This window comes from Pyxidicoccus sp. M15 (genome assembly GCF_056858435.1).
Genome location: NZ_CM166495.1, coordinates 8,000,202 through 8,027,112, shown reverse-complemented (window position 1 = coordinate 8,027,112; position 26,911 = coordinate 8,000,202). Strand labels below are relative to the sequence as shown.

Genomic DNA, 26,911 nt, shown 5'->3' with positions numbered 1-26,911 from the left:
CACCATGCTCGATTCATCTCTGAGAACCCCGGGGGTCCTCGTACTGGTCGCCGCGCTGGCGGCGCTGCCGGTGGCTGCGCGGGAGACCCGCGCCGACGGGCTGGATGCGGTGCGCGCGCGGGCCCGTTCCCTCACCGCGTCGCTCCCGGCCCAGGAGCGCGGGGCGGGCGAGATGCCGGTGCTGATCTCCAGCCCTCCGGCTCCGGTCTCCTTCGACTGGGCGGGCTTGAAGGCCCGCACCGAGGAGGTCGAAAGACGCCAGCGGCTGCACGAGGAGCGGACCCGTCCCCAGGCACTGGGCACCGAGCTGGCCCGCGAGCTGGACGGGGCCGTGTCCCGCGTGGGGGCGCCGCTCGGCTTCTGGGCGCGCGTGTTCCGCTACCCCTCCCAGCCCACCGGCGCCGAGGCAGCGCAGCGCCAGGACGCGGCCTCCGCCCTGCTGCGGGTGGAGCGCCTCCTCGAGGAGAACCACCAGGGCGCCGTGCGGCGGCTGGACGCGGTGGAGCAGGCCCTGCCTCCGGGCCAGGGCGCGCTCGTGGAGCGGGTGCGAGAGCGGGACGCCGAGCTCACCGTGCGCGTGCAGTCCACGCTCCAGGTGCTGCGCGAGGTCCGGGAGTCGCTGTCCGAGCCGCGCGACTCCGTCTGGACGCGTTACGTCGCCTACGTCCGGCAGCGCCTGTACGCGGACGAGTCCACGCGGCTGGCGAAGCTGCGCGAGGCGCTGGCCGGGTGGGGCGCCTCGCGGCCCGTGCCCGTGCTGAGCTCGGAGCTCACGTACGTGCAGGGCTCCCTCGCTCCGGCCGAGCTGTCGTCGGACGAGGTGGTTCCCGCGTTCCTCGCCGGGGCCGTGGTGCTGCCCGCGCTGGAGGACACCGCCCAGGGGCAGGAGGTGGAGCTGTCCGCCGAGGTGAAGGCCCGCGCCCAGGAGCTGGGGACCGCGAAGGCCGCCTACGACTTCGTCAAGAACGAACTCGACCTGGACTGGTACCAGGGTGCGCTGAAGGGGTCCACGGAGACGCTGCGGCAGAAGCGCGGCAACGACGCGGACCTGTCCACGCTGCTCATCGCCCTGCTGCGTGCGCAGGGCACTCCCGCCCGCTACGTGCGTGGCACCGTGAAGCTTCCGCTGCCCAGGCTGGCGGACCTGATGGGCCTGCTCACCGGCGCGGAGGTGGATGCGCTGTACGGCCCCACGGGGGCCAGCTTCCAGCTTCCGGAGGCTGTCGAGCAGCGCGTCCTCCAGGGGCTGTCCGCGGCGGGCATTCCCTTCGAGCCGGTGACGGGGGGCGGGCGGGTGGTGGCAGTGAAGCTCGCCCACGTGTGGGTGGAGGCGTGGCTCGCCTACGGTGACTATCGCGGCGCCGGCGGGAATATGGGCGCGCGGCAGTGGGTGGCGCTGGACGCGGCGATTCCGGGCACCGCGAAGTACGCGGCCACGCCTCCCGCCGTGGATGTCCTGGATGCGATGGGCGTCGGCCCGGAGGGCTTCACCGACGGCTACCTCGCCCAGAACGGGCCTCTCTCTCCGCTGGCCTTCTACCGGGCCCGGGTCGAGGACTTCCTCGCCGCGCAGCAGCCGGGGACTTCGTACGAGCAGGTCCTGCGCACCGTGCAGCGGCGCACGGAGACGCTGCCCTTCCTCCCGGGCACGCTGCCCTACGAGGTGGTGTCGGTGCAGGCGGAGTCCGCCTTCCTGCCGGACTCCGCCCGACAGCGCGTGCGGGTGACGGCCTCGGACGGGGCGGGCCTCTTCCTGGACGTGACGCTGCCTCTGCACCAGGTGACGGGCCACCGCACCATCCTGACCTACGTCCCGGCCACGGCCGCGGACGAGCAGGTGGTGCAGCTGCACGGCGGCCTGTACCAGTCCCCCGCCTCCGTGGTGCGCGTGCTGCCGCAGCTGCGCGTGGACGGCAAGGAGAAGGCCCTGGGCTCCCGGCCCGTGGGGCTGGGCATGGAGCACACGTGGGCGCTGGAGCTGCTGCTGCCGGACGGCTCGAAGCGGCGGCTGGAGAACCGCATCATCGCCGGCAACCTGGTGGCCGTGGGCGTAGGCAGCCCGGGCAATGCGTACTCCCCCGTGCTGCTGGACGTGGATGACGCGCGGGACGGAGACGCACCCCGCTTCCTCTACGAGCGCGCCGCGGCCTACGTGAATGCGTGGACGGCGGGGGAGCGCGAGCTGGCGAGGCTGCTCCAGGTGGTGCCCCTCCACCCGACGGCCAGCGTGGTGCTGGTGCAGAACCAGCTCGAGGTGGAGCAGACGCTGGGCGTGCCGCAGCGGCTCATCTGGAAGGGCCTGGAAGTGGACGCGGACCTGCGCACCATGACGCCGCTGGAGCTGGTGCCAGGACGGGGCAAGGCGCTCTTCCGGATGGCTGGCTACGAGGGCAGCTACCAGGAAGCACGCGTGCTGACGCAGGGCACCCAGGAGGACGCCGTGTCCGCGGCGACGGTGCTCCAGCGGGCGCGTGCGGAAGGCCTCGACGTCCTGTCCATCAATCCCGGCAATGCCCAGGCGCAGCTGCTCCGCCTCTCCGCCACGCCCGAGGTGCGTCGTGACGTGGAGGACCTGGTGGCGCGCGGCTGGGAGGTCCTCATCCCGGAAGTGTCCCTCCAGCTCAGGGACTGGGAGGGCACGGGCTACATCGCCCGGAACCCGCAGACGGAGGAGGGTGGCTACTTCCTCTCCGGCCGTCTGTCGGGTGGGCAGACGATTGTCTCCCCCAGCGCATGGGTGGACGACGCGCTGGTGGAGCAGCTCGAGGGGCCGGACGCGCCCAGGTCCACGGACGACGCCTCCCGCATCGCCTACCTCGTCAAGGTCGCGGCCACGGACTTCCAGGAGGTGGAGGTGGGCACGGCCGGCGCGACGCCGCTGGCGGTGTACGTCACCACCGCGGAAGGCGTCCCCGTCAGCGACGCGCCGGTCACCTTCCGGCCGCACATGCAATACAGCAAGGCAGTCCCTCGCTTTGCCACGATGGGGGCTCCAGGTACGCCGCAAGCCACCGTGACGGTGAACACGGACAGGACGGGGCGCGCTCGCGTGCTCGTCATCCCGGACACGGACATCCGCAAGTGGTCCGTCGAGAAGCAGGTGGCGCCGAACGGCACGAATCCCCATCCCGCGCGTCAGCTCCTGGGCCTCAACGAGGTGATGGCCCAGACGACGAATGGCGAGGTCACCCTCGTCCTCGCCAGCCCCTTCACCGTCCTCGGCCGCCCCGGCCCCCTGGCGCGCATCGAGCTGGACGGCGACACGCGCATCGAGACGACCGTCAGCGGCATCGAGACGGGCCACTCCTTCAGGGCCACGGCCAAAGACACCCACGGCAACCCGCTGGCCAACGTGGCCGTCACGTGGTCCGGCGCGCCCGGCACCGGGCGTTTCTTCAACCCGACCCAGGTGCCGCCCGGGCAGGTCCAGACGCTGGGCTCGCCTCACGTCACCCCCACGCTGACGCACTGGTCGCCCACACTCGGTCAGGTGATGACGGGCTATGTCCCGGGCCCCACCGCGGGCGACTACACGGTGACGGCCTCCGCGCTGTCGCCCGGCGGCCCGGTGAGCGCCAGCTATTCCGTCGAGGCCTTGCTGCCCGCGGCCTCCAAGAACCACATGCGCTACGTGCTCAGCCTGGAGACGCTGGGCACCCGCTTCAACGGCATCTTCGGAGGTGACTTCCCGGAGCCCCTGGTGGCCCAGGTGCTGCGCACGTCGGAGGACGACCTCTCCTGGCACCCGGTGAAGGGGGACGAGCCGGACCTCGCCAAGGTGCAGCTGCGCATCCGCGTGGCCTCGGACACGGCCATCCTCTCCGACCAGGTGGAAACGCCCATGACGTTGGGCGGAGCCGGCGGCTTCGACGACGACGAGCACGTGGTGTTCTGGCCGAAGTACCTGGTGCGCAACGGGCGGCAATTCGTCCACGTGAGCGCCTCGGTGGTGGAGCGGACCGGGGACGGGGACGTGCCCGCCACCCTGACCCCCGGCAGCGTCCTCTACTGGTTCGGCTCCAGGGAATCCGCCGTCAGCGCCACCGTGGAGGATGCCGGGGGGGAGTCGGTGGCCAGCCCCTGCAACGGAGCCTCCGTGGACGATGGCGTCGCGCGCGTCACGGTTTCGAATCCCGCGGGCTACCCCGTCTATGTGCGCTTCATCGAGAAGCCCGCGGTGGCAGGAGAGTCGCTCCTCGTGGACGGGCTTCTGGGAGGCTACCCGCGGCTCCCCAGCGATGCGTCCCTCATCGAGCTGCTCCCGGACTCCGTTCACCTCCTCGAGCTGCCGCTGAAGCCGGGCACGCACGGCGGCGAGCTCCAGGTGGAGGTGCACACCATCCGATACAGCCTCTCCAACGCCGTCACGGACGTCGTCAGTCGCGGCACCGTCCGTATCGCGCCTGCGGGAAGCCGGCTGCTGGCCAGCGGCGGTGAGCTGGGGGCGAAGGTCATCCTCCCCGTGCGCAACTTCGAGTCGGCGGCGACGCCCGAGAATGCGGAGCTGGTGGCGGCGTCCGCCACGGAGCGGCCCATCCTCGTGCCGGCGCAGCTGGAGTTCTGCGCGGGAGACGAGGGCGACGTGTCCGTCACGTCCGGCAACACCCTCCTCGCGCGCGGGCGGCTGGTGCGCAACGCGGGCGGACAGCTGGAAGTGCAGCCCCTGGACGGCAACGTCCCGCCGCCGGCGCTGGTTTCGGGCAGCGGTGTGCTGCGCCTCCAGGTGCCGCCGGGAGACCCGGCGGGCCAGGAAGTTCGCATCGACTTCATTCCGAAGGCCGCGCCAACCGAAACGCAGACGCAGCGCCTCACATTGAAGACGTCGGTGGATGACGCGGGCGCGCTTCCGGTGGGGCACACCTTCGTCAAGGACGTCAGCGTGGTGGACGGCCACCTCGTCAAGCAGGCGGAGGACCTGCGCGTGCAGGGGCGTGGCCCCGCGCTGGTCTTCGCGCGCAGCTACAGCAACCAGGGCTTCGAGACGGGCCCGCTGGGACGCGGGTGGACGCACGCCTACCGGAGCTTCGTGGTGCCGGATGGCCGCGGCGGTGAGTTCCGCTACATGGTGGTGGGCGGCGAGGGCGGCGGCCAGGTCTTCACCTGCGCTGGAGCGGGGCAGTGCACCGGACAGCGTGGCTTCCACGGCACCTTCCGTCGCGAGACGGTGCAGGTGGGGAACCTCTCCCAGGAGCAGCTCGTCTTCCGCGCACCGGCCGGCATCGAGTACCGCTACGGCCAGGCGGACTCGTCCGTCAGCCCGCCGCGGCACCGGCTGCTGTCGGTGACGGACGCCTCCGGCAACCGCGCGACGCTGGAGTACGGCGGAGCGGACGTCGACGGCGAGGTGGTGCGCATCTACGCGGCGGGAGCCCGGCGCTTCCTCCAGTTCGGCTACACGCGCCCGCCGGGAGCGCCCCGGGCGCTGCTGGCCAACGTGGAGCTGATGCAGAACTCGAATGCTCCCGCGCGCCTGCCCGAGGATGAAGCGGGCACCTCGCTGGGCGTGTGCGTGGCGTACGGCTACGACGTGCGCGCCAACCTGTCGAGCGTGCGGCGCCTGGATGGCGGCTGCTCGGAGGCGGCGGCGCCCGTCCTGCGCGAAGAGAAGTTCGAGTACGTGGACAGCTTCGACGAGCGGCTGCGGAGCAACCTCGCCGCGTACACGGACGCGAACGGCAACACCACGCGGTACGTCTACTACACCCAGCAGGACACGCTGCCCGGTGAGGCGGACTATCTGCGCTTCGGCGACAAGCGCGAGCGGGTGAAGCGCGTGGAGGAGCCGGAAGGGGCCACGACGGAGTTCGTGTATGTGCTGAAGCCCAACACGCTGCCCATCTTCGGCCAGCCCGTGCGTACGTACGAGACGCGGGTGAGGGGGCCGCGGCCCGGCGTGCCGGAGACGGTGTACCGGATGAACCCGTACGGCGCGTCGGTGCAGGTGGAGCGCCCGCTGAGTGGGAGTCTGGTGGCCCGCACCCGCACCGTCTGGGACGCGGCGCACATGCGCAAGGTGAGCGAGGAGGACGGGCGTGGCCGGGTGACGCGCTACCGCTACGACGCCTTCGGCAACATGGTGGAGCGCAGGACGGAGACGCCGGTGCTCGCGGCCTCGGGCGAGGACCCGGTGGCGACGGAGCCGGTGCGGGATGCCCAGGGGCAGCCCGTGCCCGCGGTGGTGGAGCGCTGGGCATACGACGCGTCGTTCAGCGCGCCCACGTGCCACATCGACGCGGAAGGCCGGGTGACGCGAATCACCCTGGACTCGGCCGGGATGGACCCGAGGACGGCGACGCCCACGGGGACGGGCTTGCCGCTGGAGACGCGGGTCCTGGCCACCACCGTGGCCGGCTCCGCGCTGCTCGGCGAGTCGGACTGCCTCACGCTGGCCGGGACGGTGTCGAATTCCACGTATGACCTCGTGACGAGCCAGCGGTACTGCCAGGTGCAGGGCGGGAGCTGCCCGTCGGGCGCGGTCAAGGGTGACGTGTCGGCCGTCATCGATGGGAACGGCACCACCATTGCCATCCTCACGTACGACGGGAACGGCCACGCGACGCGGAAGCGGACGCCCACGTCCGAGGGACGCTTCGTCGAGACGACGTCCCTGTTCGACACGCGCAGCCGCTTGGAGGACGAGTCGGACACGTTGGGGCACAAGACGCACCGGGACTTCGACGGGCTGGACCGGGTGGAGCGCAGCGAGCGTCGCAACGCGAAGGGCCCGTGGCTGACGGAGGGCTACGAGTACTACGCGGGCGGGCAGGTGAAGGTGCAGACGAACGGCCTGGGCCTGACGCGTCAGGTGGTGCTGGATGGCCTCAACCGGGTGAAGACGGTGACGGAGTCGGGAGGCAACCTCGCCGGGGCCCTGACGACGGGCTATTTCTACGACGAGGCCGGCAACCGGACGGCGGTGGTGGACCGGCGCGGCGTGACGACCCATACGGCGTATGACTTCGCCGACCGGCCGACGACGGTGACGGCGACGGTGGAGGCAGGGGACGCCGCGCGCTTCCTGGCGCAGGGCGGTGACTCCACCCAGGTAGGGCGCGCGGGTGTGGTGGCGCGCTATGGCTACGACACCGCGGGCAACCGTGTCTGGGAGGAGGACAAGCACGGCTTCAGGACGGAGTCCCGGCTGGACTCGCTCTACCGCGTCGTGGGCGTGAAGACGCCCGAGGTGCCCGCCGAGTCCTTCGCGACGTCCACCCCGCGCCGGTACGAGCTGACGCGCCGGTATGACCGCGTGGGCAACCTCCTCTCGGAGACGGACGGCAACGGCCACACGACGACGTATACGTATGACTTCGCCAACCGGCGCACCTCCACCGTGGATGCGGTGGCCCGGCAGGAGCGGCGCGAGTACGACGGCAACGGCAACGTCACGCTGGTGGAAGGCCGGCAGGGCATCGTGGTGCACCTGTCGCGCGTCACCACGTACGACGGGCTGAACCGTCCGCTGACGGTGACGGAGACGGTGGCGAGGCGCGAGGGTGTCAGCCCGGAGGAGTGGGCGTATACGCAGACGAGCCACTACGACGACACGCAGCACCGGGTGCACACGCGCGACAGGCGCGGCTTCGTGACCACCCTGGCCCTCGACGACCTGGACCGCGTCATTACCCAGGTGGTGGACGATGGAACCACCACGCTGACGCGAAGCCCTGACGACGCGCGGGCGGGGCCGGCCCTCGGCCTCACTACGTCCTTCGAGTACGACGCGAACGGCAACCGCAGTGCAATGGTGGACGCGCTGGGGCGGCGCACGGAGGAGTCCTTCGACGGTCTCAACCGGCGCACCCTGCGCACGCTGCCCATGGGGGTGACGGAGAGCTTCACGTACGACGGTGAGGGACACGTCACCTCGCAGGTGGATGGGCGGGGAATCCGGCGCAAGACGTTCTTCGACATGCTGGGACGTCCGACGCGCGACGTACTGGTGGAGAGCCTCTCCGCGGGTGGGCTGGACCTGACGCGGAGTGCACGCGCCTACGTGGACGTGCCCGAGGCGGGGCTGGTGCGGGTGGAGGAGACGGACGCGCGGAGCCATGTCACGCGGCGGTACCTGGATGCGCTGGGCCGCGAGGTGCGGACGGTGGACGCACTGGGCCATGCGAGGGAGGCCCGCTTCGACCACGTCAACAAGCGGGCGGACAAGGACCGGAAGGGCTACGTCACGACGTACGAGTACGACGCGGCCAACCGGCTGCGCTTCCAGCGGGACTTCGACCTGGAGTCCCCGTCCGCCGCCTACACGCAGAGCCACGCGTATGACGACGTGGCGATGACGGAGACGCTGCAGGACCGGCGCGGGCTCGCGACGGTGGTGCGGTCCCTGGATGGGCTGGGCCGGGTGGAACACACCGTCCGGAGCGACGGGGTGGACACCCAGACGGGCGAGACGCGGTACGACGCCGCCGGCCACGCCACGCGGGTGACGGATGCCAACGGGCACGTCATCGAGTCCGTGTACGACGGAGCCGGCCGGCTCCTCGAAACGACGCAGGGCCTCGGGACGGCGGAGGCCGCGCGCACCGCCTCGAAGTACGACGCGGTGGGCAACGTGCTGGAGGTGAAGGGCGCCCGGGTAACGGGCGTGGCGTACGACGTGCGTCACACGTACGACGACCTGAACCGCGCGGTGCGCAGCGAGGACGCGCTGGGCCACGTCACCACGCGTGCCTTCGACGCGAGCGGCAACAAGGAGTGTGAGAAGCGGGCGCTGGGAGGCGCGACGCTGGCGCACGGTGCGGCGGGCGGGTTGGACGTGGCCGCGGTGAAGACCCACGCGTGTACGGGCGACTTCGTCACGAAGTACGCGTACGACGAAGAGGGGAAGCTGCTGTCGGTGACGGACGCGCTGGAGGGCGTCTACTCGTTTATCTACGACGCCCAGCGCAACCTGGTGGCGAAGCAGGACGCCAACAGCCACCTGACGACGTACGCGTATGACGACCTCAATCGGAGGACGGACGAGTACCAGCACCTGGACGCGCACGCGCGGCTGACGCCTCAGCAGCGGGGCAGCGTGCCGGGCGCCGAGGGTGCGAACACGCTGCACTGGCACGTGGGCTACGACGACGAGGGCAACGTGTCCTCGCGTCAGGACGCGGAAGGCCAGCTGACGCTGGAGGCGCACGGTGTGCTCAACCGGCTGGGGGCGCGGACGTACCTGAGCCACAAGCAGCCGCGCGAGCTGCCCTCGGTGGATGCGGAGGAGTACGAGTACGACGGCAACGGCAGCCTGACGTCGGTGGTGCAGACGAAGCAGGCCTCGTCGGGCACGGTGGTGGAGACCACGGTGCGCACCTTCGACGGGTTGGACCGGCTGAAGGAGGAGCTGCGCTACGACGGCAAGCGGGTCGGGTACGGCTACGACGCGAAGGGCAACCGTCAGCGGGTAGAGGACGCGGACGCGGTGGCCACCGTGTACACCCACGACGCGCTGGACCGGGTGCGCACCGCCGCGATGGGCACGGCCGTCACCACGTACGCGTACTGGCCGGACGGGCTGTTGAAGGAAACGACCTACCCGAACGGAGTCGAGGAGCAGCGCTGCTACGACGTGGCGGGGCAGCTCGTGGACGTCGTCACGGCGAAGGGGAGCATCTCCGACACCTGCGGCACTTCTGCCACGGTGGTGAGCCGGTATGGCTACGGGTACGACGTCAATGGCAATCGGGTGTCCCAGACGGAGCAGCGCACCAACCCCGCCACGCAGGCGCTGAGCGCGGCCGAGTCGACGACGTACGGGTATGACGCGTTGGACCGGTTGGTGGGGGTGAAGTACCCCGACGGCCAGGCGACGCTGTACCGGCTGGACGCGGTGGGCAACCGCCTGGGCGAGAGGAAGGCACCGGCCTCGGCGGTGGCGGCCATCACGGCCGCGGCCTTCTTGGCGCTGGCACCCGCGGACCTGCTGGCGGATGTCACGACTGTCTTTGACCGGGCGGACCGGGCGTTGTCGCAGACGGACGCGAAGGATGCGTCGCGCAATGTGACGTTGGTCTGGGACCACAATGGCAACGTCGTCACCCGGCAGAAGCAGGGGGTGACGCGGCAGCTGTCATGGGACATCCGCAACACGCTGACGGCTGCGTACGACGACGGGCAGGAAGTCGGGCGGTACGACTACGACGCCAATCTGCAGCGGACGAAGCGGCGCACGGCCACGGAGAACGTGGAGTACGTGCTGGACGACGACTTCGTGCTGCAGGAAGCGGATGGCAGCCAGACGAACCACCCGACGAGGCGGCGCTATCACTACGGCAAGGGCCCGCTAGCCGTCAGCGAGGTGGCCTCAACCACCACGACAAACTTCCTCGGCACGGACGCCCTGGGAAGTGTGACGGACGCCCTGTCCACCAGCGGTAGCGTGATTGCCGCGCGCCAGTACGACGCCTGGGGCAACCACCGCAATGGAACGGCACCATCCGCAGGTGACTTCAAGCTGGGATTCACGGGGCACCAGTTCGACACTGAAACGGGGCTCACCTACGCCCGTGCCCGGTACTACGACTCGGAGCTGGGTGTCTTCATCAGCCGCGACAGCTTCGAAGGCCGGTTCGACGATGCGCCGAGCCTTCACCGGTACACGTATGCGCGTCTCAATCCCCTGCGCTACGTCGACCTGGACGGGCACGACCCGGAGTTGACGGACTTCGGGAAGCAGATCCAAGGACAGCTCTACAGCGCTCAGCTCTCACAATACAGCGACGAGCAGCTCGCGGGTGTCCTGCATGCGACTGCATACCAATACAGAGGTGAGTCGGCTGCGGACAAGCTGCAGGCGCTGATGCAGGATCGGGAGCTGCTGGAGAAGACCGTCTGCGATTATACGGCCTGCAACACCAGCGAAGCCGGGTGGCGGTTCAAGCAGGCCCGGCAGGCGCTAGGCTCCAGCTGGGACACAACAGGTGATTACCTGTCCGACCTGCCAATCGTCCGCAAGATCAAGGCAGTCGGGCATCAGGGGCAAGAGGTCATCGAATCCGCCAAGGAGAGCATTGGCGAGACGGTCAAGTTCACCGTTAGGGATGCCATTGCCTCCAAGCAGCCCTCCCGCATCGGAGACAAGTTCTCAAATGCAATCGGTGAGGTTGCCGAAGATGGGGCACGGCTCACCCTGAGTGCCGCTGAGGAGTACGTCAAAGGCAAGACTCTGGAATCGGTTCTGGCCGTTACCGGTGCGGCTCTCGTCAAGCTGAGCGCAAAGGGGCCAGAGGGCACGGCGATAGTTCGCATGTACAAGAACCATGACGGAACGCCTCACTTCTCGGTGGAAGTACAGCCGTCGCTTGGCATGCGCATCGAGACACACCAGACGCGGTCTGCGTCGTGGCAGTCCACCTGGGTCAACGAGGTGGATGACGCCAAGCGAAAGGTCCTGGGACGTGCCGAAACACGAGAGATTCGTCTCTCGGATGCCTTCGCTGCGCAGCATAAACAGCTGGAACAACTCGGAGCCGGTGACATGGGGCCGTGGAAAGCTACGGGAGCAGATGCAAATGCCTGCACAACCGCAGTGTGTTCCGTCCTTGGTGCTGGAGGCGTGAATGTGCCTGGCCCATCTGGGGCACAACGGTATATGTACAATCTTTTCGGCATCCCCCTGAAAGGAGCGCCATGATGGTCGAGTGCGAACGCCACGGATTCAGCTTTGGGAGCCGTTGCTGTGACCATGTTGCATTGGCCGTTGATGGATGTCTGCCACTAGTCACCAGGGTCTTTGTGGACGGGATGACCGATCCCCATCATCTTTGTCCAGCCTGCGCCGAGCCGGTCGAGGCGTGGCTTTCTGGGTATCGACGGGGCGCTCAATCAACGCCTGAGCCGGACTACTCTATGACTGGCAGATGTCTTGAGTGTGTGCGCGAATGGTACAGTGCCACTGGCTTGGGTGACCTCAGTGTCGCAGTGCAAAGAGCACGCGAAGACCGTCTGAGAATTGAGCAGGAGCGCGGTGCTTGATACGCAAGTGTTCAAGAAGCCCGCCTCGTCCGGCTCCGCGAGCCGAGGCCCCGCCTCCTGCTTGCTTGGCGGCGTCGGGTACCGCACCCGCGGTTCCTCGCGCAGCGACACCCGGGCGCCCAGCGCCTCGAAGCGCGCGGCCGTCACGCGGGCCTGCTCCCGGTCCAGGTTCCGGCCGAGCTCGAGCGGCAGCCTGCCGAAGCGCCGCTCCACTTCCTCGAGACTCACGTCAGACAAGCGACGCACGAGCTGGATGACCCAGGCCGGGCGCGGGCCCGCGGACTCCAGCGTGATGACGGTGACCGTTTCGGGGAGGTCCTGGGTGAGCTCGAACGCGCCCAGTCACACGGCACGGTTGACCCAGAAGAACCGCTGGCAGGCCGCGCAACGCGAGACGGGGGGCGCCAACCGGAGCATGGGGGTATGGCGAAAGCCATCCGTCCACACGATGGAGCCAAGGTTGTTGCTGGTGCGCAGCGAATGGCACCGGTGGGGGGCTCCACACCGGGGGCAGGCCAGGATCTGGTCGGGACCGTACTGCATGGCGCGGGCAACCCCAGGGATGCGTGAGCCGGGGAGGCTCGAAGCTCGGGAGCAGACCTACCAGCCTCACCCGGCGAGTGCGCCTCCGGGCGCCTGAGCAGCTGTTCTCCACCGTGCCCTGGCCACCTGGCGAGCGCCCACTCCCACCTCGACTGAACCCCTACGCCACGAGCGCCCGCCACGCCTCCCCGGGTCCCCGCGCGCGTCCCCGGTGCCCAGATTCCCAAGGGGTTCCGCCCTCGGGGGAGAGATGCTGGAGCTTCCGGGCTACCAGGAAGTCCAATCGGTCTACAGCGGGCCCCGCTACGAGGTCTTCCGCGTGCGGACGGACAGCGGTGCGTCCCATGTCGTGAAGACCGTCCGCCCCGGTCCCCTCGCGGACAGCAGCGCCGACATGCTTCGCCATGAGCACGCGATGCTCCTGGAGTTGCGCGACGTCCCGGGTGTCTCGCGGCCCCTCGGGCTCGTGGACCTGGCGGGGCTTCCGGCGCTCGTCCTGGAAGACGAGGGGCCGTACTCCCTCCAGGAATGGCTGCGCCGGGGCCCGCCGCGCGTGGAGACCTTCCTGGAGTTGGCCATCGGCCTCGCGGACGTGCTGGGTGCGCTGCACCGCAAGCACGTCATCCACCGCGACCTCAACCCCGCCAACCTCGTCGTGGCACCGGGCGCTCGGCGCCTCGTCCTCATCGACTTCGACCTGTCCACGCGCATCCCCGGCCTCATCCAGGAGATGGGCATCCCCGGAGGGCTCGAGGGGACGCTCCAGTACATCGCCCCCGAGCAGACGGGACGGATGAACCGCCTGGTGGACCACCGCGCGGACCTGTACGCGCTGGGCGCGACGTTCTACGAGATGCTCACCGGAGAGGCGCCCTTCCTGTCGTCGGACCCCGGGGAGCTCGTCCACGCGCTCCTCGCGAAGCCGCCCGTGCCTCCCGCCGAAAAGGCCCCCCAGCTCCCAGCAGTCCTCTCGGAGCTGGTGCTGAAGCTGCTCGCGAAGGGGCCCGAGGAGCGCTACCAGAGCGCCCGGGCGCTGGCGGCGGACCTCCGCGAGGCCGAGAAGAGATGGCACGAGTCGGGCGCCATCGCCCCCTTCGAGCTGGGGCGACACGACGTGGCGCGGGAGCTGGTGATTTCCGACACGCTCTACGGGCGGGAGCGCGAGCTGGCGGCAATGGATGCCGCGCTGGCCCGCGTCCGCACGGGAGCAGGCGCGTGGGTGATGGTGGGGGGCCCCGCGGGGAGCGGCAAGTCCTCGCTCGCGCGGGCCGTGCGCGGACGGGTGGAGGGGGGCGGGAGGTTCCTCTACGGAGGCTGCACGCCGCTCCGGGGGCACGTGCCGTATGCGCCCTGGGTGGAGGCCCTGCGGGGCCTCGTCGCCGGGCTCCAGGAGGAAGCGCCAGAGTCCGTGGCCGCATTGCGCAGCCGTGTCCAGCAAGCACTGGGCACGCGGGGGCGTGTCCTCACCGCGCTGCTCCCCGGGCTGGAGGCGCTCATCGGCGAGCAGCCCCCCGTGGTCGCGCTCGGGCCGAAGGAGGCGGAGAGCCGCTTCCACCTCGTCTTCCAGTCCTTCCTCCATGCCCTCGCCACGCCGGAGCGCCCGCTCGTGTTGTGGCTGGATGACCTCCAGTGGGCGGACGCGGCCTCGCTCGCGCTGCTCGAGCGCGTCGTGCTGGACCCGGAGCTGCACCACCTGCTGCTGCTGGGCGCGTATCGCCCCGAGGAGGTGGGCCCCCCCCATCCCCTCGCGCGCGTGCTGGACTCCCTCCGCGGAGCGGGGGTGAGCATCCAGTCGCTGGAGCTGGGGCCGCTGGACCTGTCCGCGCTGGAGTCGCTCTGCGGCGACACGCTCCGCTGCGGACCGGAGCGCGCGAGCCCCCTGGCGAGGCGCGTGCTGGAGAAGACCGCGGGCAACCCCTTCTTCGTCCACTCCTTCCTGAGGCACCTGCACCGCACCGGGCTGCTGACCTTCGACGTGGAGCGGGGCACTTGGGAGTGGGACCTGGGCCGCATCGAGCAGGCGGATGTCACGGAGAACGTGCTGGAGCTGATGCTGGCCTCCATCCGGCACCTCCCGGAGCGCACCCAGCGCCTGCTGAAGGCGGCGGCCTGCATGCGGGGCCCGGTGGACCTGTGGCTGCTCGCCGCGGTGGTGGGCACGCCCGTCGAGGACACGGCGGCGGACCTCTGGAGCGCCATCCGCGAGGGACTCCTCGTCCCGGTGGGAGAGGTCTCCCGCTTCCACTCCTCGCGTGAAGACGCCTCGGGCCCGCGGGCGGCCCGGCATGCCGCCTACCGCTTCGTGCATGGCCGGGTGCAGCAGGCCGCGTACTCGCTGCTGGCGGAGGACGAGCGTCGGCGGCTGCACCGGGACCTCGGGTTGCAGCTCTGGGCGGAGGCCTCCGAGCTCGAGGTGGAGCAGCGGCTGTTCGAGGTGGTGGACCACCTCAACCAGGGCGTGGAGCGCAGGGACGCCGAGGCGGAGCGGCACTGGCTCGCCGGCCTCAACCTCCGCGCGGGCCGCAAGTTCCGGGACGCATCGGCCTTCGACTCGGCGCTCACGTACTTCCTGCAGGCGCTGGAGTTGCTGACGCCGGAGGCCTGGCACTCTCAACGCGAGCGGATGTTCCGGCTGCACCGGGACGCGGCGGAGTGCGCGCAGCTCACGGGGGACGCCGCCCTGGCCGACTCCCTCCTCGAAACGGCGATGTCCCACGCGGCGACGCCCGTGGAGAAGGCGGACCTCTTCGGACTGAGGATGAGCGCGTGCACGCTGCGGCGCGCGCACGCGGAGGCCCTGCACTGGGGGAGGGAGGGCCTGCGGCTGCTCGGCCAGGAGTTGCCGGAAGGCGACGCCACGGAGGCGTTCCGGGCCGAGTTCGCGAAGGTGGAGGAGTACCGGCGGGGCCGCTCGGACGGAGAGCTGCTCGTCGCGCCGCCCATGACGGACCCGGTGCTGCTGGCCCGCATGCAGTTGCTGATGCACGCGGGCGTGGCGGCGTGGTTCTCCAACCCCGCGCTGTTCTCCTTCATCTACACGCGCATGCTCAACCTCTCGCTGGAGCACGGCAACTCGGTGTACTCGGCCTATGCCTACGTGTGCTTCGGCATCATCTTCGGAGAGGTGCGGGGCGACTTCGCGTCGGGCCACCCGTTCAGCCGGTTGGGGGTGGAGCTGAGCCGGCGCGCGGCGAATCCCCGTGAGGAGTGCCGGGTCCTCTCCGCGTTTCTCTTCTACATGCACCACTGGCGAGAGCCGCTGCGCTCGGCCCTGTCGCTGTTGCGCCGGGGCATCGACGCCGGGCTGGTGAGCGGGGAGCCGCAGTTCGTGGCCTACCTCCTGGCGAGCACGGCCTTCACGCGGCTGCGCATGGGCACGGAGCTGGGCCGCGTGCGGGCGGAGGTGGAGTCCGGCCTCGCCTTCGACCGGAAGAGCGGGCAGCACGCCATGGCCGACGTGCACCTCGCGGTGCGCCAGGCGGTGCGGTGCCTGCAGGGAAGGACGCGCGAGCGCGCGAGCTTCGACGACGACGGCTTCGACGCGCGGGCCTTCGAGGACTCCGCGAGGAGGGACCCCACCATCCTCTGTCAGTACGAGGTCCTCCGCCTCCAGACGTCGTACCTGCTGGGCGACCTGGCGGGGGCGCGGGAGTGGGCGCGGAAGGCGGAGGCGCACCTGCCCTTCGTGCGCTGGCTCTTCACCGTCACCGAGCACGCCTTCTACACGGCGCTGACACTGGCGGCGAGCGAGGAGGACGCCCCCGCCGGGGAGCGCGAGGCGCTCGCGGAGCGGCTGGAGCACCACCACCGGCGGCTCGGCGCGTGGGCGGAGTCCAACCCGGGCAACTTCCGCCATCGCTACCTCCTGGTGTCCGCGGAGCTGGCGCGGGTGAAGCTGCGCCACAACGAGGCGATGACGCTCTATGACGAGGCCATCGACCTGGCGCGCGAGGAAGGCTTCCCCCAGGACGAGGCGCTCGCCAACGCGCAGGCGGGCCGGCTCTACCACTCGCTCGGCCGCCGCAGGGTGGCCACGCTCTACCTGCGAGCCGCGCGGGAGGGCTTCGCCCGCTGGGGCGCGAAGGAAGTGGTGGCCATGCTCCAGGAGGAGTTCCCGGACGTCCAGGCTCCGGAGGCGGGCTCCTGGGAGCGGCCGGTGACGCCGACGGGCGAGGAGCCTCGCGGTGCGGCGTTGGACTTGCTGAGCATCCTGAAGGCGGCGCAGACGCTGTCGGGAGAGATGGCGCTGGAGCGGCTCCTGGAGAAGCTGATGGCGGTGTGTCTGGAGGCGGCGAGTGCGCAGCGGGGCGCGCTGGTGCTGGACTCCCAGGGGGCGCTCGTGCTGCACGCGGTGGGGTCGGTGTCGGAGCCGGTGGACCTGGTGCGCCAGCCGCTCGCGGAGGCGCGGCAGGTGCCGGGCTCGCTCATCGGCCACGCGTACCGCACGGGGGACCTGGTCGTCCTCGGCGACGCCGCCCACCAGGGTCGCTTCGTGTCGGACGCCTACGTGGTGCGCGAGCGGGTGAAGTCGGCGCTGGCGGTGCCCATCCGCCGGCACGCGAGGACGGTGGGGGTGCTGTACCTGGAGAACAACCTGGCCACGCAGGCCTTCAGGCCGGACCGCGTGCAGGTGCTCCAGTTGCTGTCCTCGCAGATGGCCATCTCCCTGGAGAACAGCCTGCTCTTCGAGGAGCGCAAGCGCGCGGAGGAGTCGGTCCGCTTCCTGGCGGAGTGCAGCATGGTGCTCGCCGAATCGCTGGACTTCGAGGCGACGCTGATGCGCGTGGCCCGCCTGGCGGCGCCCGTCCTGGGAGATGGCTGCAACATCGATGTGGTGGACGAGGACGGCGGCCTGCGCCGCGTCGTCACCACGCACGCGGACGCGTCGCTGGAGCCGGTCGCCCGGGAGCTGCAGCGGGACTACCCGCCCGACTGGAGCTCACCCCATCCGGCCACGTGGGTGATGAAGACGAAGCAGCCGCTGCTGCTGCCGGACCTGTCCGACAACATCCTGGCGTCGCTGTGCCGGGACGCGCGGCACGCCGGGCTCGTCCGCTCCCTCCGGGCCCGGACGTTGATGGCGGTGCCGCTCATCGCCCGGGGACGGACGCTGGGGGCCATCACCTTCATCTGCACCAGTCCGGAGCGGCGCTACAACGCCTCGGACCTGGCGTTGGCGCAGGACCTGGCGCGCCGGGCCGCCATCTCTCTGGACAACGCGCGGCTGTACCGCGAGTCCCAGCAGGCCATCCACCTGCGCGACGAGTTCCTCTCCATCGCCGCGCATGAGCTCTACACGCCCATCACCGCGCTCCAGCTCTCCGTGCAGGGACTGGCGCGCGGCGGTGCGGCGGCCTCACCGCAGACGGTGCTGCGCACCGCGAGGGCCACGCAGGCGCAGACGCGCCGGCTGGCCCACCTCGTGGACGAGCTGCTGGACGTGTCGCGCATCCAGACGGGCCGGCTCCATCTGCACCTGGAGCCGGTGGACCTCGCCGCCGTCGTGCGGGACGTGGGGGAGGGGATGAAAGACGCCTTCACGCGGGCCGAGAGCCCCTTGAGCCTCCACCTGGACGCCGCGGGCGCGGGAAGGTGGGACCGCGTCCGGCTGGAGCAGGTGGTGACGAACCTCCTGTCCAACGCGCTCAAGTTCGGCGCCGGTCGGCCCATCGAGGTGCGGCTGGGGGAAGAGGACGGCCGCGTCCGGCTGGAGGTGGTGGACCAGGGCATCGGCATTCCTCCGGCGCGGCTGCCCTTCATCTTCGGGCGCTTCGAGCGGGCCGTCTCGTCGCGGGAGTACGGAGGCCTGGGCCTGGGCCTCTTCATCGTGCGCGAGATTGTCTCCGCGCTGGGCGGCCGGGTGTCGGTGGAGAGCACGCAGGGCCAGGGCTCCCGCTTCATCGTGGAGCTGCCCAGGACGGGGCCTCCCGACGCGCGCGGGGCACCGGAGCCGCCGGCCCACGCCTGAAGCCCCGGGCGCTGGCTACCGCGAGCGCGCCTTCAGCCCATGCCGCCGCATCAGCTCGAAGAACGCGCGCCGGTGCTTCCCGCTGGCCCGCGCCGCCGCGGCGATGTTGCCCTCGTGCTCCGTGAGGGACTCCTCCACCCACGCCCGCTCGAAGGCCTCCACCACCCGCCGCTTCGCCGCCTGGAAGGACTCGCGCGACTGCCGCTGCGCCTCCAGCCGCGCGGCCGACGGCATCACCTCCGACAGCAGTGGCAGGTGCTCCACCTCCACCCGCTTCCCTGGCCGGGTGCACAGCAGGAAGCGCGCGCAGTTCTCCACCTCGCGCACGTTGCCCGGCCACGAATACGTGAGCAGCCGCTCCAGCGCCTCCGCCGTGAAGGACACGGGCGCCTGGCCATACTCCGCCGCGTAGTGCTCCAGGAAGTGCTCCAGCAGGGGAGGGATGTCCTCCGGCCGCTCCCGCAGCGGGGGCACTTCGATGGGCAGCACCCGCAGCCGGAAGAACAAGTCGAACCGGAAGTTCCCCGCCTGGGTCTCCGTGAGCAGGTCCGCGTTGGTGGCGGCGACGATGCGCACGTTCGAGCGGTGCAGCTTCGAGTCGCCCAGCGGCCGGTACTCCTTCTGCTGGATGAGCCGCAAGAGCTTCACCTGGTTCGCCAGCGGCAGCGCGTCCACCTCGTCCAGGAACAGCGTCCCGCCCTCCGCCTCCGCCACCAGCCCCCGGTTGCGCGAGCGCGCCCCGGTGAAGGCCCCGCCCACGTGTCCGAAGAGCTCGTTCTCGAAGAGGTCCGCGGGCAGCGCGCCGCAGTTGACGGGGATGAAGGGATGGGGCGCGCGCGGGCTCTGCTCGTGGATGAGCCGCGCGTACAGCTCCTTGCCGACGCCGCTCGGCCCCTGGATGAGGACTTCCGCGTCATTTGCCGCCGCCGCGGCGACCAGCGCCAGCAGACGGTCATGGACCGGACTGCGTCCCAGGATGGTGATCATGTGCGAGCCCCCCCGCGACACCCGAACGCTAGCGACCTTCCTGGCACCTTCAAGAAAACAGCATGTCTCGAAATGTCGGAGAGAGTCGCGGCGTTCATCGTCCTACCCGTGAGATGGGGACCCGCCTGGGGACCCGGCCGAGCACACGGATTGAACGGGCTTCGAGGATTTTCTTCCCTCACGGGTGCCAGCGGCACTCAGTCGTGGGTACCGATGTGCTCGTCGCCGTGGGCGTCACAGACCCAGTGGAAGGCGCAGGAGCACGCCACGGCGCGGGCGCGAGTACAGCAGCGGCCACCAAAGTGCTCTGGCAGCGGAATGGCGTCATCGTCCGGCGGAGGCTCGGGCAGCAGCAGCGGCTCCACGAAGTCCTCGATGCGCTCACTGCCCCCAAGCTCGTCGAACATGGCCGACCTCCAGGCTCATGAGGGCCAAGGTAGAGAGGGGGTCTGACAGGGAGGGCCGCGGCGGCGTCGGACGGGGCCGCTCCGCCTGCCGTCATGCAAGCGTCAAAGTGGCCACTGTCCGGGGGTGGATCCTTCCATCGGTGAACGCCTGACGGGCCGACTGTGGAGAAGTGAACCTGTTGCGGCGGGTGCACGTGGGCTGCATGGAAGAAGCTGGGGTCCGGGTCGGTCAAAGCGGCGGAGGTGTGGAGGCCATGCGCAGGGAACGGCGGATCATCGGCGTCTTCGGATCAGGCAAGGAGGACCACGAGGAACGGGTCGTCCCGCTCGTCCGGTGGATCGCCGAGGCGGGGTTCGACCTGCTCACCGGAGCAGGCAGCGGGGTCATGCGCGTGGCGGCGGATGCCTTCGTCCAGGTGCAGGGCCGGCGGGGCATCTCCATTGGCATCGTCCCGGGCACGGTGGACGGGGGCGAGTACCGGCCCCGCTCTGGCTACCCCAACCCCGGCGTGGAGCTGGCCATCTACACCCACCTGCCGCTCAGCGGCGAGCAGGGCACGGAGCCGCTCAGCCGCAACCACATCAACGTCCTCACCCCCCACGCCCTGGTGGCGCTGCCGGGCGGGGCGGGCACCGCCGCGGAGGCCGCCCTGGCCCTGCGCTACGGCAAGCCCGTCATCCTCTACGGCCCCCCGGAGGCCTTCCGCCGCTTCCACTCGGAGCTGGAGCGCACGGACTCCCTGGAGAGGGTAGCCGAGTTCATCCGGGACGCCGTCCGGGAACCGGGACGCCTGCCTGCCCACTAGCGGTTACAAACCGTCTAGAATGGTACACAGGGGGGAGATGGGTGGAATCGCTCAAGAAACGGGCGGCCACACCGTCTCTCGTGCGCCCACATGATCAGTGCCCAACATCCACTCGCCAGCTGGTTCCTCTTGGTCTCGGTGGCCTTCTTCCTGCTGGTCTACGCGCTGCCGCTGCTGTTGATACCGCTGACGTGGGCGCGCTGGTTCGGGTGGAAGCCGCAGGAGGGGAACACCGACCTGACGGTGTATTTCGCGCGCTGCCTGGGCGCGGTGGCGCTGGCCATCATCTGCACGGTGGTGCGCTACATCCCGGACCCGGCGAGCCAGCCGGCGCTGTTCGACCTCATCGGGCTGGTGTGCGTGGGCATGGTGGTGGTGCACGTCTGGGGCTTCCTGAGGAAGGCCCAGCCGCTGTCGGAGACGGTGGAGATCTTCTTCTACGCGGTGGTGGGTGTGGTGGCGGCGTATATCCGCTTCGGGACGCTGCCCTGAAGGAACGCCCATGCTGCCAGCGGACACCGACCCCATCCTCACCTCGCTGGCGCCGTACATCCCCGGCGCCGTGCTCCGCAAGCTGGAGCACACGGATGCGCACGCGCTCCCGGCGGTGGAGCCGGTGCGCGGCGCCATCCTCCTGCTGGACATCGCCGGCTTCACGCCCATCGTCGTCAGCCTGAGCGGCGCGGGGCCGCGCGGCATCGACGCGCTCCAGCGCCTGCTGACGAGCTACTACACGGAGATGATCGACGTCGTGAAGGACCACGGCGGAGACATCTACCAGTTCGCCGGAGACTCCATCCTCGCCTGCTTCGAGCCCGCGCCGGGCGAGGCCGACGCGGGCGTGGTGCAGCGTGCGGCCCGGTGCGCGCTGGGCGTGCAGCGGCGGCTGATGCGCTTCGCGCAGCTGGAGCTGCTGGGCCAGCGCTTTACCGTGTCCTCGCGCATCGGCATCGGCTTCGGCGAGTCGCACCGCATCGTGCTGGGCTCCACGGGGATGTGGATGCACCCGGCGCTCATCGGCCAGCCGCTGGAGCAGGCGGTGAAGGCGGAGAAGCGCGCCACGGTGGGCGAGGTGCTGCTCAGCCCCGAGGCCTGGGCGCTCCTGCCGGAGTCCGCGCGCAAGGGCGAGTCGCGCGACGGGGCCTGGCGCCTGGAGCCGTCCGCGCCGCTGCAGGCCTCGCCGCCGCCGTCCTTCACGCTGACGGGCAACGACGACCTGGTGGGGCGGTGCGCGCTGCTGTTGCACCCGGTGCTCTTCACCAAAATCACCACGGCGCACCAGGAGTTCAGCGGCGACTTCCGCGACGTCACCTGCTTCTTCCTGCGCTTCACCAGCACCAGCAAGCCCGGGCAGGCGGAGGACTTCACCCGCGAGCTGAACGCCTTCTACGAGTACGTCCAGCGCGAGAGCGCGCACCACGGCGGCGTGCTCCTGATGACGGACTTCACGGACAAGGGCAACGTCCTCTACGTCATCTTCGGCGCGCCCACCGCGCTGCAGAGCAAGGAGGTGCTGGCGAGCCGGCTGGCCTGCAAGCTCCTCCGCGAGCGGGACAACTTCCCCTTCGTGCAGGAGCTGCAGATCGGCATCGCCACGGGGCACGCGTACTTCGGCGACATGGGCTCTCCGTGGCGCAAGGGCTACTCGGCGCTGGGCGAGGTGGTGAACATGGCCGCCCGCCTGATGACGCACGGGCGGGGCACGGGCATCCACGTCGACGCGAACACGGAGCGCAAGCTCCAGCAGAACGGCTTCGCCACCGACTTCGTGGAGAACGCGAAGCTCAAGGGCGTGGCGCGCGAAGTCCCGGTGTACCGGCTCCAGGCGGAGGTGCGCCGCAGCCTGTTCATCAAGGGCAAGGGCGACATCGTCGGCCGGCGCACCGAGCTGGACGCGCTGCGCACCGCGGTGGGCGAGTCCATCGACGGCACGGGCCGCATCTGCGTGGTGTCCGGCGAGGCGGGCATCGGCAAGTCGCGGCTGGGCGCGAAGGTGGTGGAGGAGGCCGAGGAGCGCGGCGCGCGGAGCCTCTACGGCATCTGCTACTCGTACGAGATGTTCACCCCCTTCTTCCCGTGGAAGGAGGTGCTGGTCCAGGTCTTCGGGCTGCACGACGCGGACGACCTGGACACGCAGCTGGGGCAGCTGCGCCAGGGCTTCGAGGGGCTGGAGGACACGGGGCCGGAGTGGATACCGGTGCTCGCGGGCATCCTCGGCATGCCGGTGGAGGAGACGCCCGTCACGCGCGAGCTGGACGCGCGTCGGAAGAACCAGAAGGTCTTCCAAATCATCCTCCAGCTCCTGGAGAAGCTGGCGCGGCAGACGCCGGTGCTGCTGTTCTTCGAGGACCTGCACTGGGCGGACAACATCTCCGTCGACCTCATCGAGTACGTGGCGGCGCGGGTGGCCTCGCTGCGCGTGACGCTGCTGGTGACGATGCGGCCGGGCGAGCACCTGAAGAACCTCAAGGGGCTGCCCGGGCTGCACCGGCTGGACCTGTCCAACCTGGACGACGAGGACACGCGGGCGCTGTTGCGGCTGCACCTGCGCATGGAGCCGCCGGACACGGCGCTGGAGGACATGCTGCTGGCGAAGGTGCAGGGCAACCCGTTCTTCACCGAGTCCATCGTCCAGGGGATGGTGGAAGGCGGCTTCCTGGGGCCGGTGTCGCCGGGCTCGGAGCGGATGGAGCGCAAGCGGAGCCTCCAGGCGCTGGAGCTGCCGGACAGCATCCAGGACGTGGTGCTGGCGCGCATCGACCTGCTCAGCGAGACGGAGAAGCTGGTGGTGAAGGTGGCCTCGGTGGTGGGGCGCATCTTCACGCTGGAGGCGGTGGCGGAGCTGGCGCCGGGCTCGGTGCCCAGGCGGCGCATCCGCGAGGCCATCGACACGCTGACGAAGCTGGGGCTCATCCTGCTGGAGGTGGAGGAGCCCTTCACCTGCATCTTCAAGCACATCGTCATCCGCGACGTGGCGTACAACACGCTGCTGGTGTCCGCGCGCGAGGACTTGCACCGGAGGATGGCGCGCTTCATCGAGGCGCGCGCGGGGGACAACCCCGTGAAGTCCGCGGGCATCCTGGCCTACCACTCGCTCGCCGGGAACGACGAGGTGAAGGGGCTGGAGTACACGCTGATGGCGGCGCGCAGCGCGCGCGAGCAGTACGCCAACGACGACGCCATCCACCACTACAACCGCGCGATGGAGATTCTCGGCGGCACGCTGGCGTTGGACCCGGACGAGGTCCTGCTCAAGACGCGCAAGGTGATGCAGGAGCTGGCGGAGACGCTGTTGCAGGCGGGCAACTACGCGGGCGCCATCCACATGTTCGAGCAGTGCCTGGCGGACGAGGAGCTGGAGTCTCGCCGGGCGGAAATCCACCTGGGCCTGGGGCGGGCGCACCAGGAGAAGGGCGAGTCGAAGCGGGCCATCCAGGAGCTGGAGACGGCGCTGGTGCTGATGGGCCGCACCATGCCGCGCAACCTGGCGGCGCTCGGGGTGCGCACGGTGCTCGCGCTGGGGCTGCACCTGCTCTACGGCGTGTTCCCCTGGCTGGTGCGCCCGCTCGGCTCCAGGCTGCCGCTGTACCTGAAGCAGCTGTCGACGCTCATCTCGCTCATCAAGATCTACTACTTCGCGGACATCGGGAAGCTGACGTGGGCGACGATGGTGGCCGCGACGATGGCCGAGCGCTCGCGCAGCGAGTACGGGCTGAGCCTGGCGAGCAGCTACTACGGCTCGCTGCTGTTCGGCTCGGGGCTCCTCGGGCGCTCGGGAGTGTGGTGCCGCCGGGCGCTGGAGCACGCGAAGCGCTCGCGGGACTCGGCGGCGGAGGGCATCGCCCTGAGCCGGCTGGCGACGCTGAACATCTTCACCAACGAGCAGTCGCGGGCCACGCAGTACGGCGAGGAGGCGGTGGCGCTGCTGCGGCAGGTCGGTGACATGTGGGAGGTGCAGACGGGGCTGATGATGCTGGCGACGAGCCAGTTCCTCGCCGCGCGCTTCGAGGGCGCGGAGCGCACCTACCGGGAGATGGGGCGGGTGGGCGTGGAGCTGAACGCGCTGATGCACCAGGGCTGGGCGCACGCGTGGGTGCCCATGTGCCGCTACCTGCGAGGGGACGGGGACGTGGGAGAGCTGTGCGCGGAGCTGGAGGAGGGGCTGCGCATCAGCATCGAGGTGCAGGATCTGGCCAACCAGTGCGCGAGCCTGAACCACCTGGTGAACGTGGCGGTGCGTGAGCACCAGGTGGAGGAGGCGGCGCTGATGGCGGTGCGCGCGGACGAGGCGCTCTGGCGCTACCACGTGCTGGTGCCCTTCCTCCAGATTGGCCTGGTGGACGCGGCGGAAGGGGCGCTCTTCGCGCTGGAGCAGGGCGCCGTCTCGGTGCCGAAGGAGCAGCTCTGGGCGATTGTGCGCCGCTGTGCCTTCAAGGCGCGGGCGCTGGGGAAGCTCTACCCGTACCTGCGGGGCCCGGCGATGCGGGTGACGGCGCGGGCGAAGGCGCTGAAGCGGGGCGCGAAGGCGGCGGAGCCGCTGTTCGAGCGCGCGCTGAAGGTGCTGGAGGCCACGCCCAACCGCTGGGAGACGGGCGTGGCCTACCTGGACGCGGCGGTGGCGCTGCCGCACCGGCGCGGGGCGCTGCTGTCCCGCGCGAGGGAGGTGTTCACCTCCATCGACGCGAAGGCGGAGCTGCGGCGCGTGGACCGGCTGGAGGCGGAGGCCGCCGTCGTCGCGCCGGCGATGGCGTCGTAGCGGCCCTCAGGTCAGCCGCTGCGGCTGCAACCCCAGCGTCTGCATCTGTCCCACGTCCCACGCCTCCAGCGCATCCTGTCCGGCGATGTAGCGCCGGGCCTTGTTCTTCACCGGGTTGCGGATGCTCAGGATTTCCGGCCCGGAGAAGAGAATCGTCTGCTTGTACCGAGGCATGTCGCTCATGGTGAGCTTGGACCAGTAGTGCTTCGCGATGTTGGGCAGGCTGCCCAACTCCAGACACAGCCGGTTGAAGTGCTCCACCACCTCGGACGGGTGCAGATTCTTGGGCTGGTGGCACAGGGTGTAGCCGTCGTAGTCGCGGCTGACGGTGCCGGGCAGCAGCCTGCCTTCCGCCTGCAGCTCGCGGAAGAACGGCGTCTCCGGATACGGACAGACGATGCCCAGGAACGTGACGGAGAAGTACTTCAGGTCCGCGAGGTAGGTGGGCAGCTTCTGCAGGTACTCGTTGGTGTCCCCGTCCGAGCCGACGATGAGCCCGAAGGACAGGAGGATGCCGGCGGAGAACACGCGGCGGATGACGGCGTCCACCTCGCTCAGCTTGTTCTGGCCCTTGTTCATGGCCTTGATGGAGTCGGGGTTGAGCGACTCCAGGCCGGTGTACACGTAGCGGCATCCGGCCTTCGCCATCAGCTTCACCAGCGCCTCGTCCTTGAGGACGTTGAAGGTGAGGGCGCAGCCCCAGGTCTTCTTCAGCGGGATGAGCGCCTCGCACAGCTCGCGCAGGTATTTGGGGGAGCCGCCCAGGTTGTTGTCGAGGAAGACGAACGCATCCCCCATGAGCCCCAGGTAGTTGGGGTTCCACTGCATGCGCGTCTGGATTTCGTCGATGACGTGGGCGACGGGGCGGTAGCGGTAGCGCTCGTTGCCGGTGAGGACGCAGAAGTTGCAGGTGAAGGGGCAGCCGCGCGACGCCTCGATGCCGGGCAGGCGCAGCTTGTTGTGGGTGAAGTCGATGAGCTCGTAGCGGTAGGGCTGGATGGCGGTGGGGCCGAGCGAGGGGCGGTTGTAGAGCGGCTGGAGCTGGCCCTTCTCGAAGTCCTCGATGAGGGCGGGGACGTTGGCCTCGGGCTCGCCGGTGATGACGGCGTCGAAGTGGGCCTTCGCGTCGTCGGGGAAGTAGCTGGCGTGCCGGCCGCCGCCCACGGTCTTCATCCCCCGCTGACGGAACAGGGTGGAGAGCACCTTCGTGTGCTCGTAGTACGAGTGCAGGTACGAGAAGAAGACGAGGTCCCAGTGGCGGTCCAGGGGGATGTCGGCCTCCTTCTCGTTGAAGATCTCCACCTCCGCATGCGCGGGACACAGCCCGGCGATGAGCTCCGGCACCGAGGACTGCATGATGGAGGGTTCCTTGATGCGCAGCCGGGTGGGGTGCGTATACGTGGCGATGACGGCGATCCGCATGCGGGTCGTGGCTCCGGGATGGCACGGCGCGGCAGCAGCGCGGACGAGG

Annotated in this window: 8 protein-coding genes; 5 read left to right on the top strand and 3 right to left on the bottom strand. The window is 70.1% G+C overall.

Annotation, left to right across the window (positions count from 1 at the left end; all coding sequences use genetic code 11):
* Positions 1-4: 4 nt before the first annotated feature.
* Positions 5-11,632, top strand: a complete 11,628-nt coding sequence (locus tag ACX9TP_RS29530) for an RHS repeat-associated core domain-containing protein (protein ID WP_482973973.1) — start codon at positions 5-7, stop codon at positions 11,630-11,632.
* 1,134 nt (positions 11,633-12,766) lie between these two features.
* Positions 12,767-18,484, top strand: coding sequence for an AAA family ATPase (locus tag ACX9TP_RS29525; RefSeq protein ID WP_482973972.1), 5,718 nt, complete (start codon positions 12,767-12,769; stop codon positions 18,482-18,484).
* A gap of 15 nt (positions 18,485-18,499) precedes the next feature.
* Here ACX9TP_RS29525 and ACX9TP_RS29520 read toward each other — a convergent pair whose 3' ends face one another.
* Positions 18,500-19,471, bottom strand: coding sequence for a sigma 54-interacting transcriptional regulator (locus tag ACX9TP_RS29520; RefSeq protein WP_482973971.1), 972 nt, complete (start codon positions 19,469-19,471; stop codon positions 18,500-18,502).
* 197 nt (positions 19,472-19,668) lie between these two features.
* On the bottom strand, positions 19,669-19,878 hold the full coding sequence (locus ACX9TP_RS29515) for a hypothetical protein (RefSeq protein WP_482973970.1): 210 nt from the start codon (positions 19,876-19,878) through the stop codon (positions 19,669-19,671).
* A 254-nt stretch (positions 19,879-20,132) separates the two neighbouring features.
* On the opposite strand from ACX9TP_RS29515, the gene ACX9TP_RS29510 reads away from it, so the two are divergent.
* The 3 genes from ACX9TP_RS29510 to ACX9TP_RS29500 all read left to right on the top strand — a co-directional run bounded on the left by ACX9TP_RS29510 (position 20,133) and on the right by ACX9TP_RS29500 (position 25,440).
* Positions 20,133-20,684 (top strand): SLOG cluster 4 domain-containing protein, encoded by a 552-nt coding sequence (locus tag ACX9TP_RS29510; RefSeq protein WP_482982239.1) that lies wholly within the window; start codon positions 20,133-20,135, stop codon positions 20,682-20,684.
* 90 nt (positions 20,685-20,774) lie between these two features.
* Positions 20,775-21,176: a hypothetical protein gene (locus ACX9TP_RS29505; protein WP_482973969.1), complete on the top strand. Its 402-nt coding sequence runs from the start codon at positions 20,775-20,777 to the stop codon at positions 21,174-21,176.
* A 10-nt stretch (positions 21,177-21,186) separates the two neighbouring features.
* Complete coding sequence (locus ACX9TP_RS29500) at positions 21,187-25,440, top strand: AAA family ATPase (protein WP_482973968.1); 4,254 nt, start codon at positions 21,187-21,189, stop codon at positions 25,438-25,440.
* 6 nt (positions 25,441-25,446) lie between these two features.
* On the opposite strand, the gene ACX9TP_RS29495 is transcribed toward ACX9TP_RS29500, so the two are convergent.
* Complete coding sequence (locus ACX9TP_RS29495; RefSeq protein ID WP_482973967.1) at positions 25,447-26,862, bottom strand: B12-binding domain-containing radical SAM protein; 1,416 nt, start codon at positions 26,860-26,862, stop codon at positions 25,447-25,449.
* Positions 26,863-26,911: the final 49 nt, after the last annotated feature.

Excerpts from the sequence above, each read along its gene's own strand:
- ACX9TP_RS29515 (WP_482973970.1), bottom strand. The coding sequence starts at position 19,878 with ATGTTCGACGAGCTTGGGGGCAGTGAGCGCATCGAGGACTTCGTGGAG.
- ACX9TP_RS29495 (WP_482973967.1), bottom strand. The coding sequence starts at position 26,862 with ATGCGGATCGCCGTCATCGCCACGTATACGCACCCCACCCGGCTGCGC.
- ACX9TP_RS29510 (WP_482982239.1), top strand. The coding sequence starts at position 20,133 with ATGCGCAGGGAACGGCGGATCATCGGCGTCTTCGGATCAGGCAAGGAG.
- ACX9TP_RS29525 (WP_482973972.1), top strand. The coding sequence starts at position 12,767 with ATGCTGGAGCTTCCGGGCTACCAGGAAGTCCAATCGGTCTACAGCGGG.
- ACX9TP_RS29500 (WP_482973968.1), top strand. The coding sequence starts at position 21,187 with ATGCTGCCAGCGGACACCGACCCCATCCTCACCTCGCTGGCGCCGTAC.
- ACX9TP_RS29520 (WP_482973971.1), bottom strand. The coding sequence starts at position 19,471 with ATGATCACCATCCTGGGACGCAGTCCGGTCCATGACCGTCTGCTGGCG.
- ACX9TP_RS29505 (WP_482973969.1), top strand. The coding sequence starts at position 20,775 with ATGATCAGTGCCCAACATCCACTCGCCAGCTGGTTCCTCTTGGTCTCG.
- ACX9TP_RS29530 (WP_482973973.1), top strand. The coding sequence starts at position 5 with ATGCTCGATTCATCTCTGAGAACCCCGGGGGTCCTCGTACTGGTCGCC.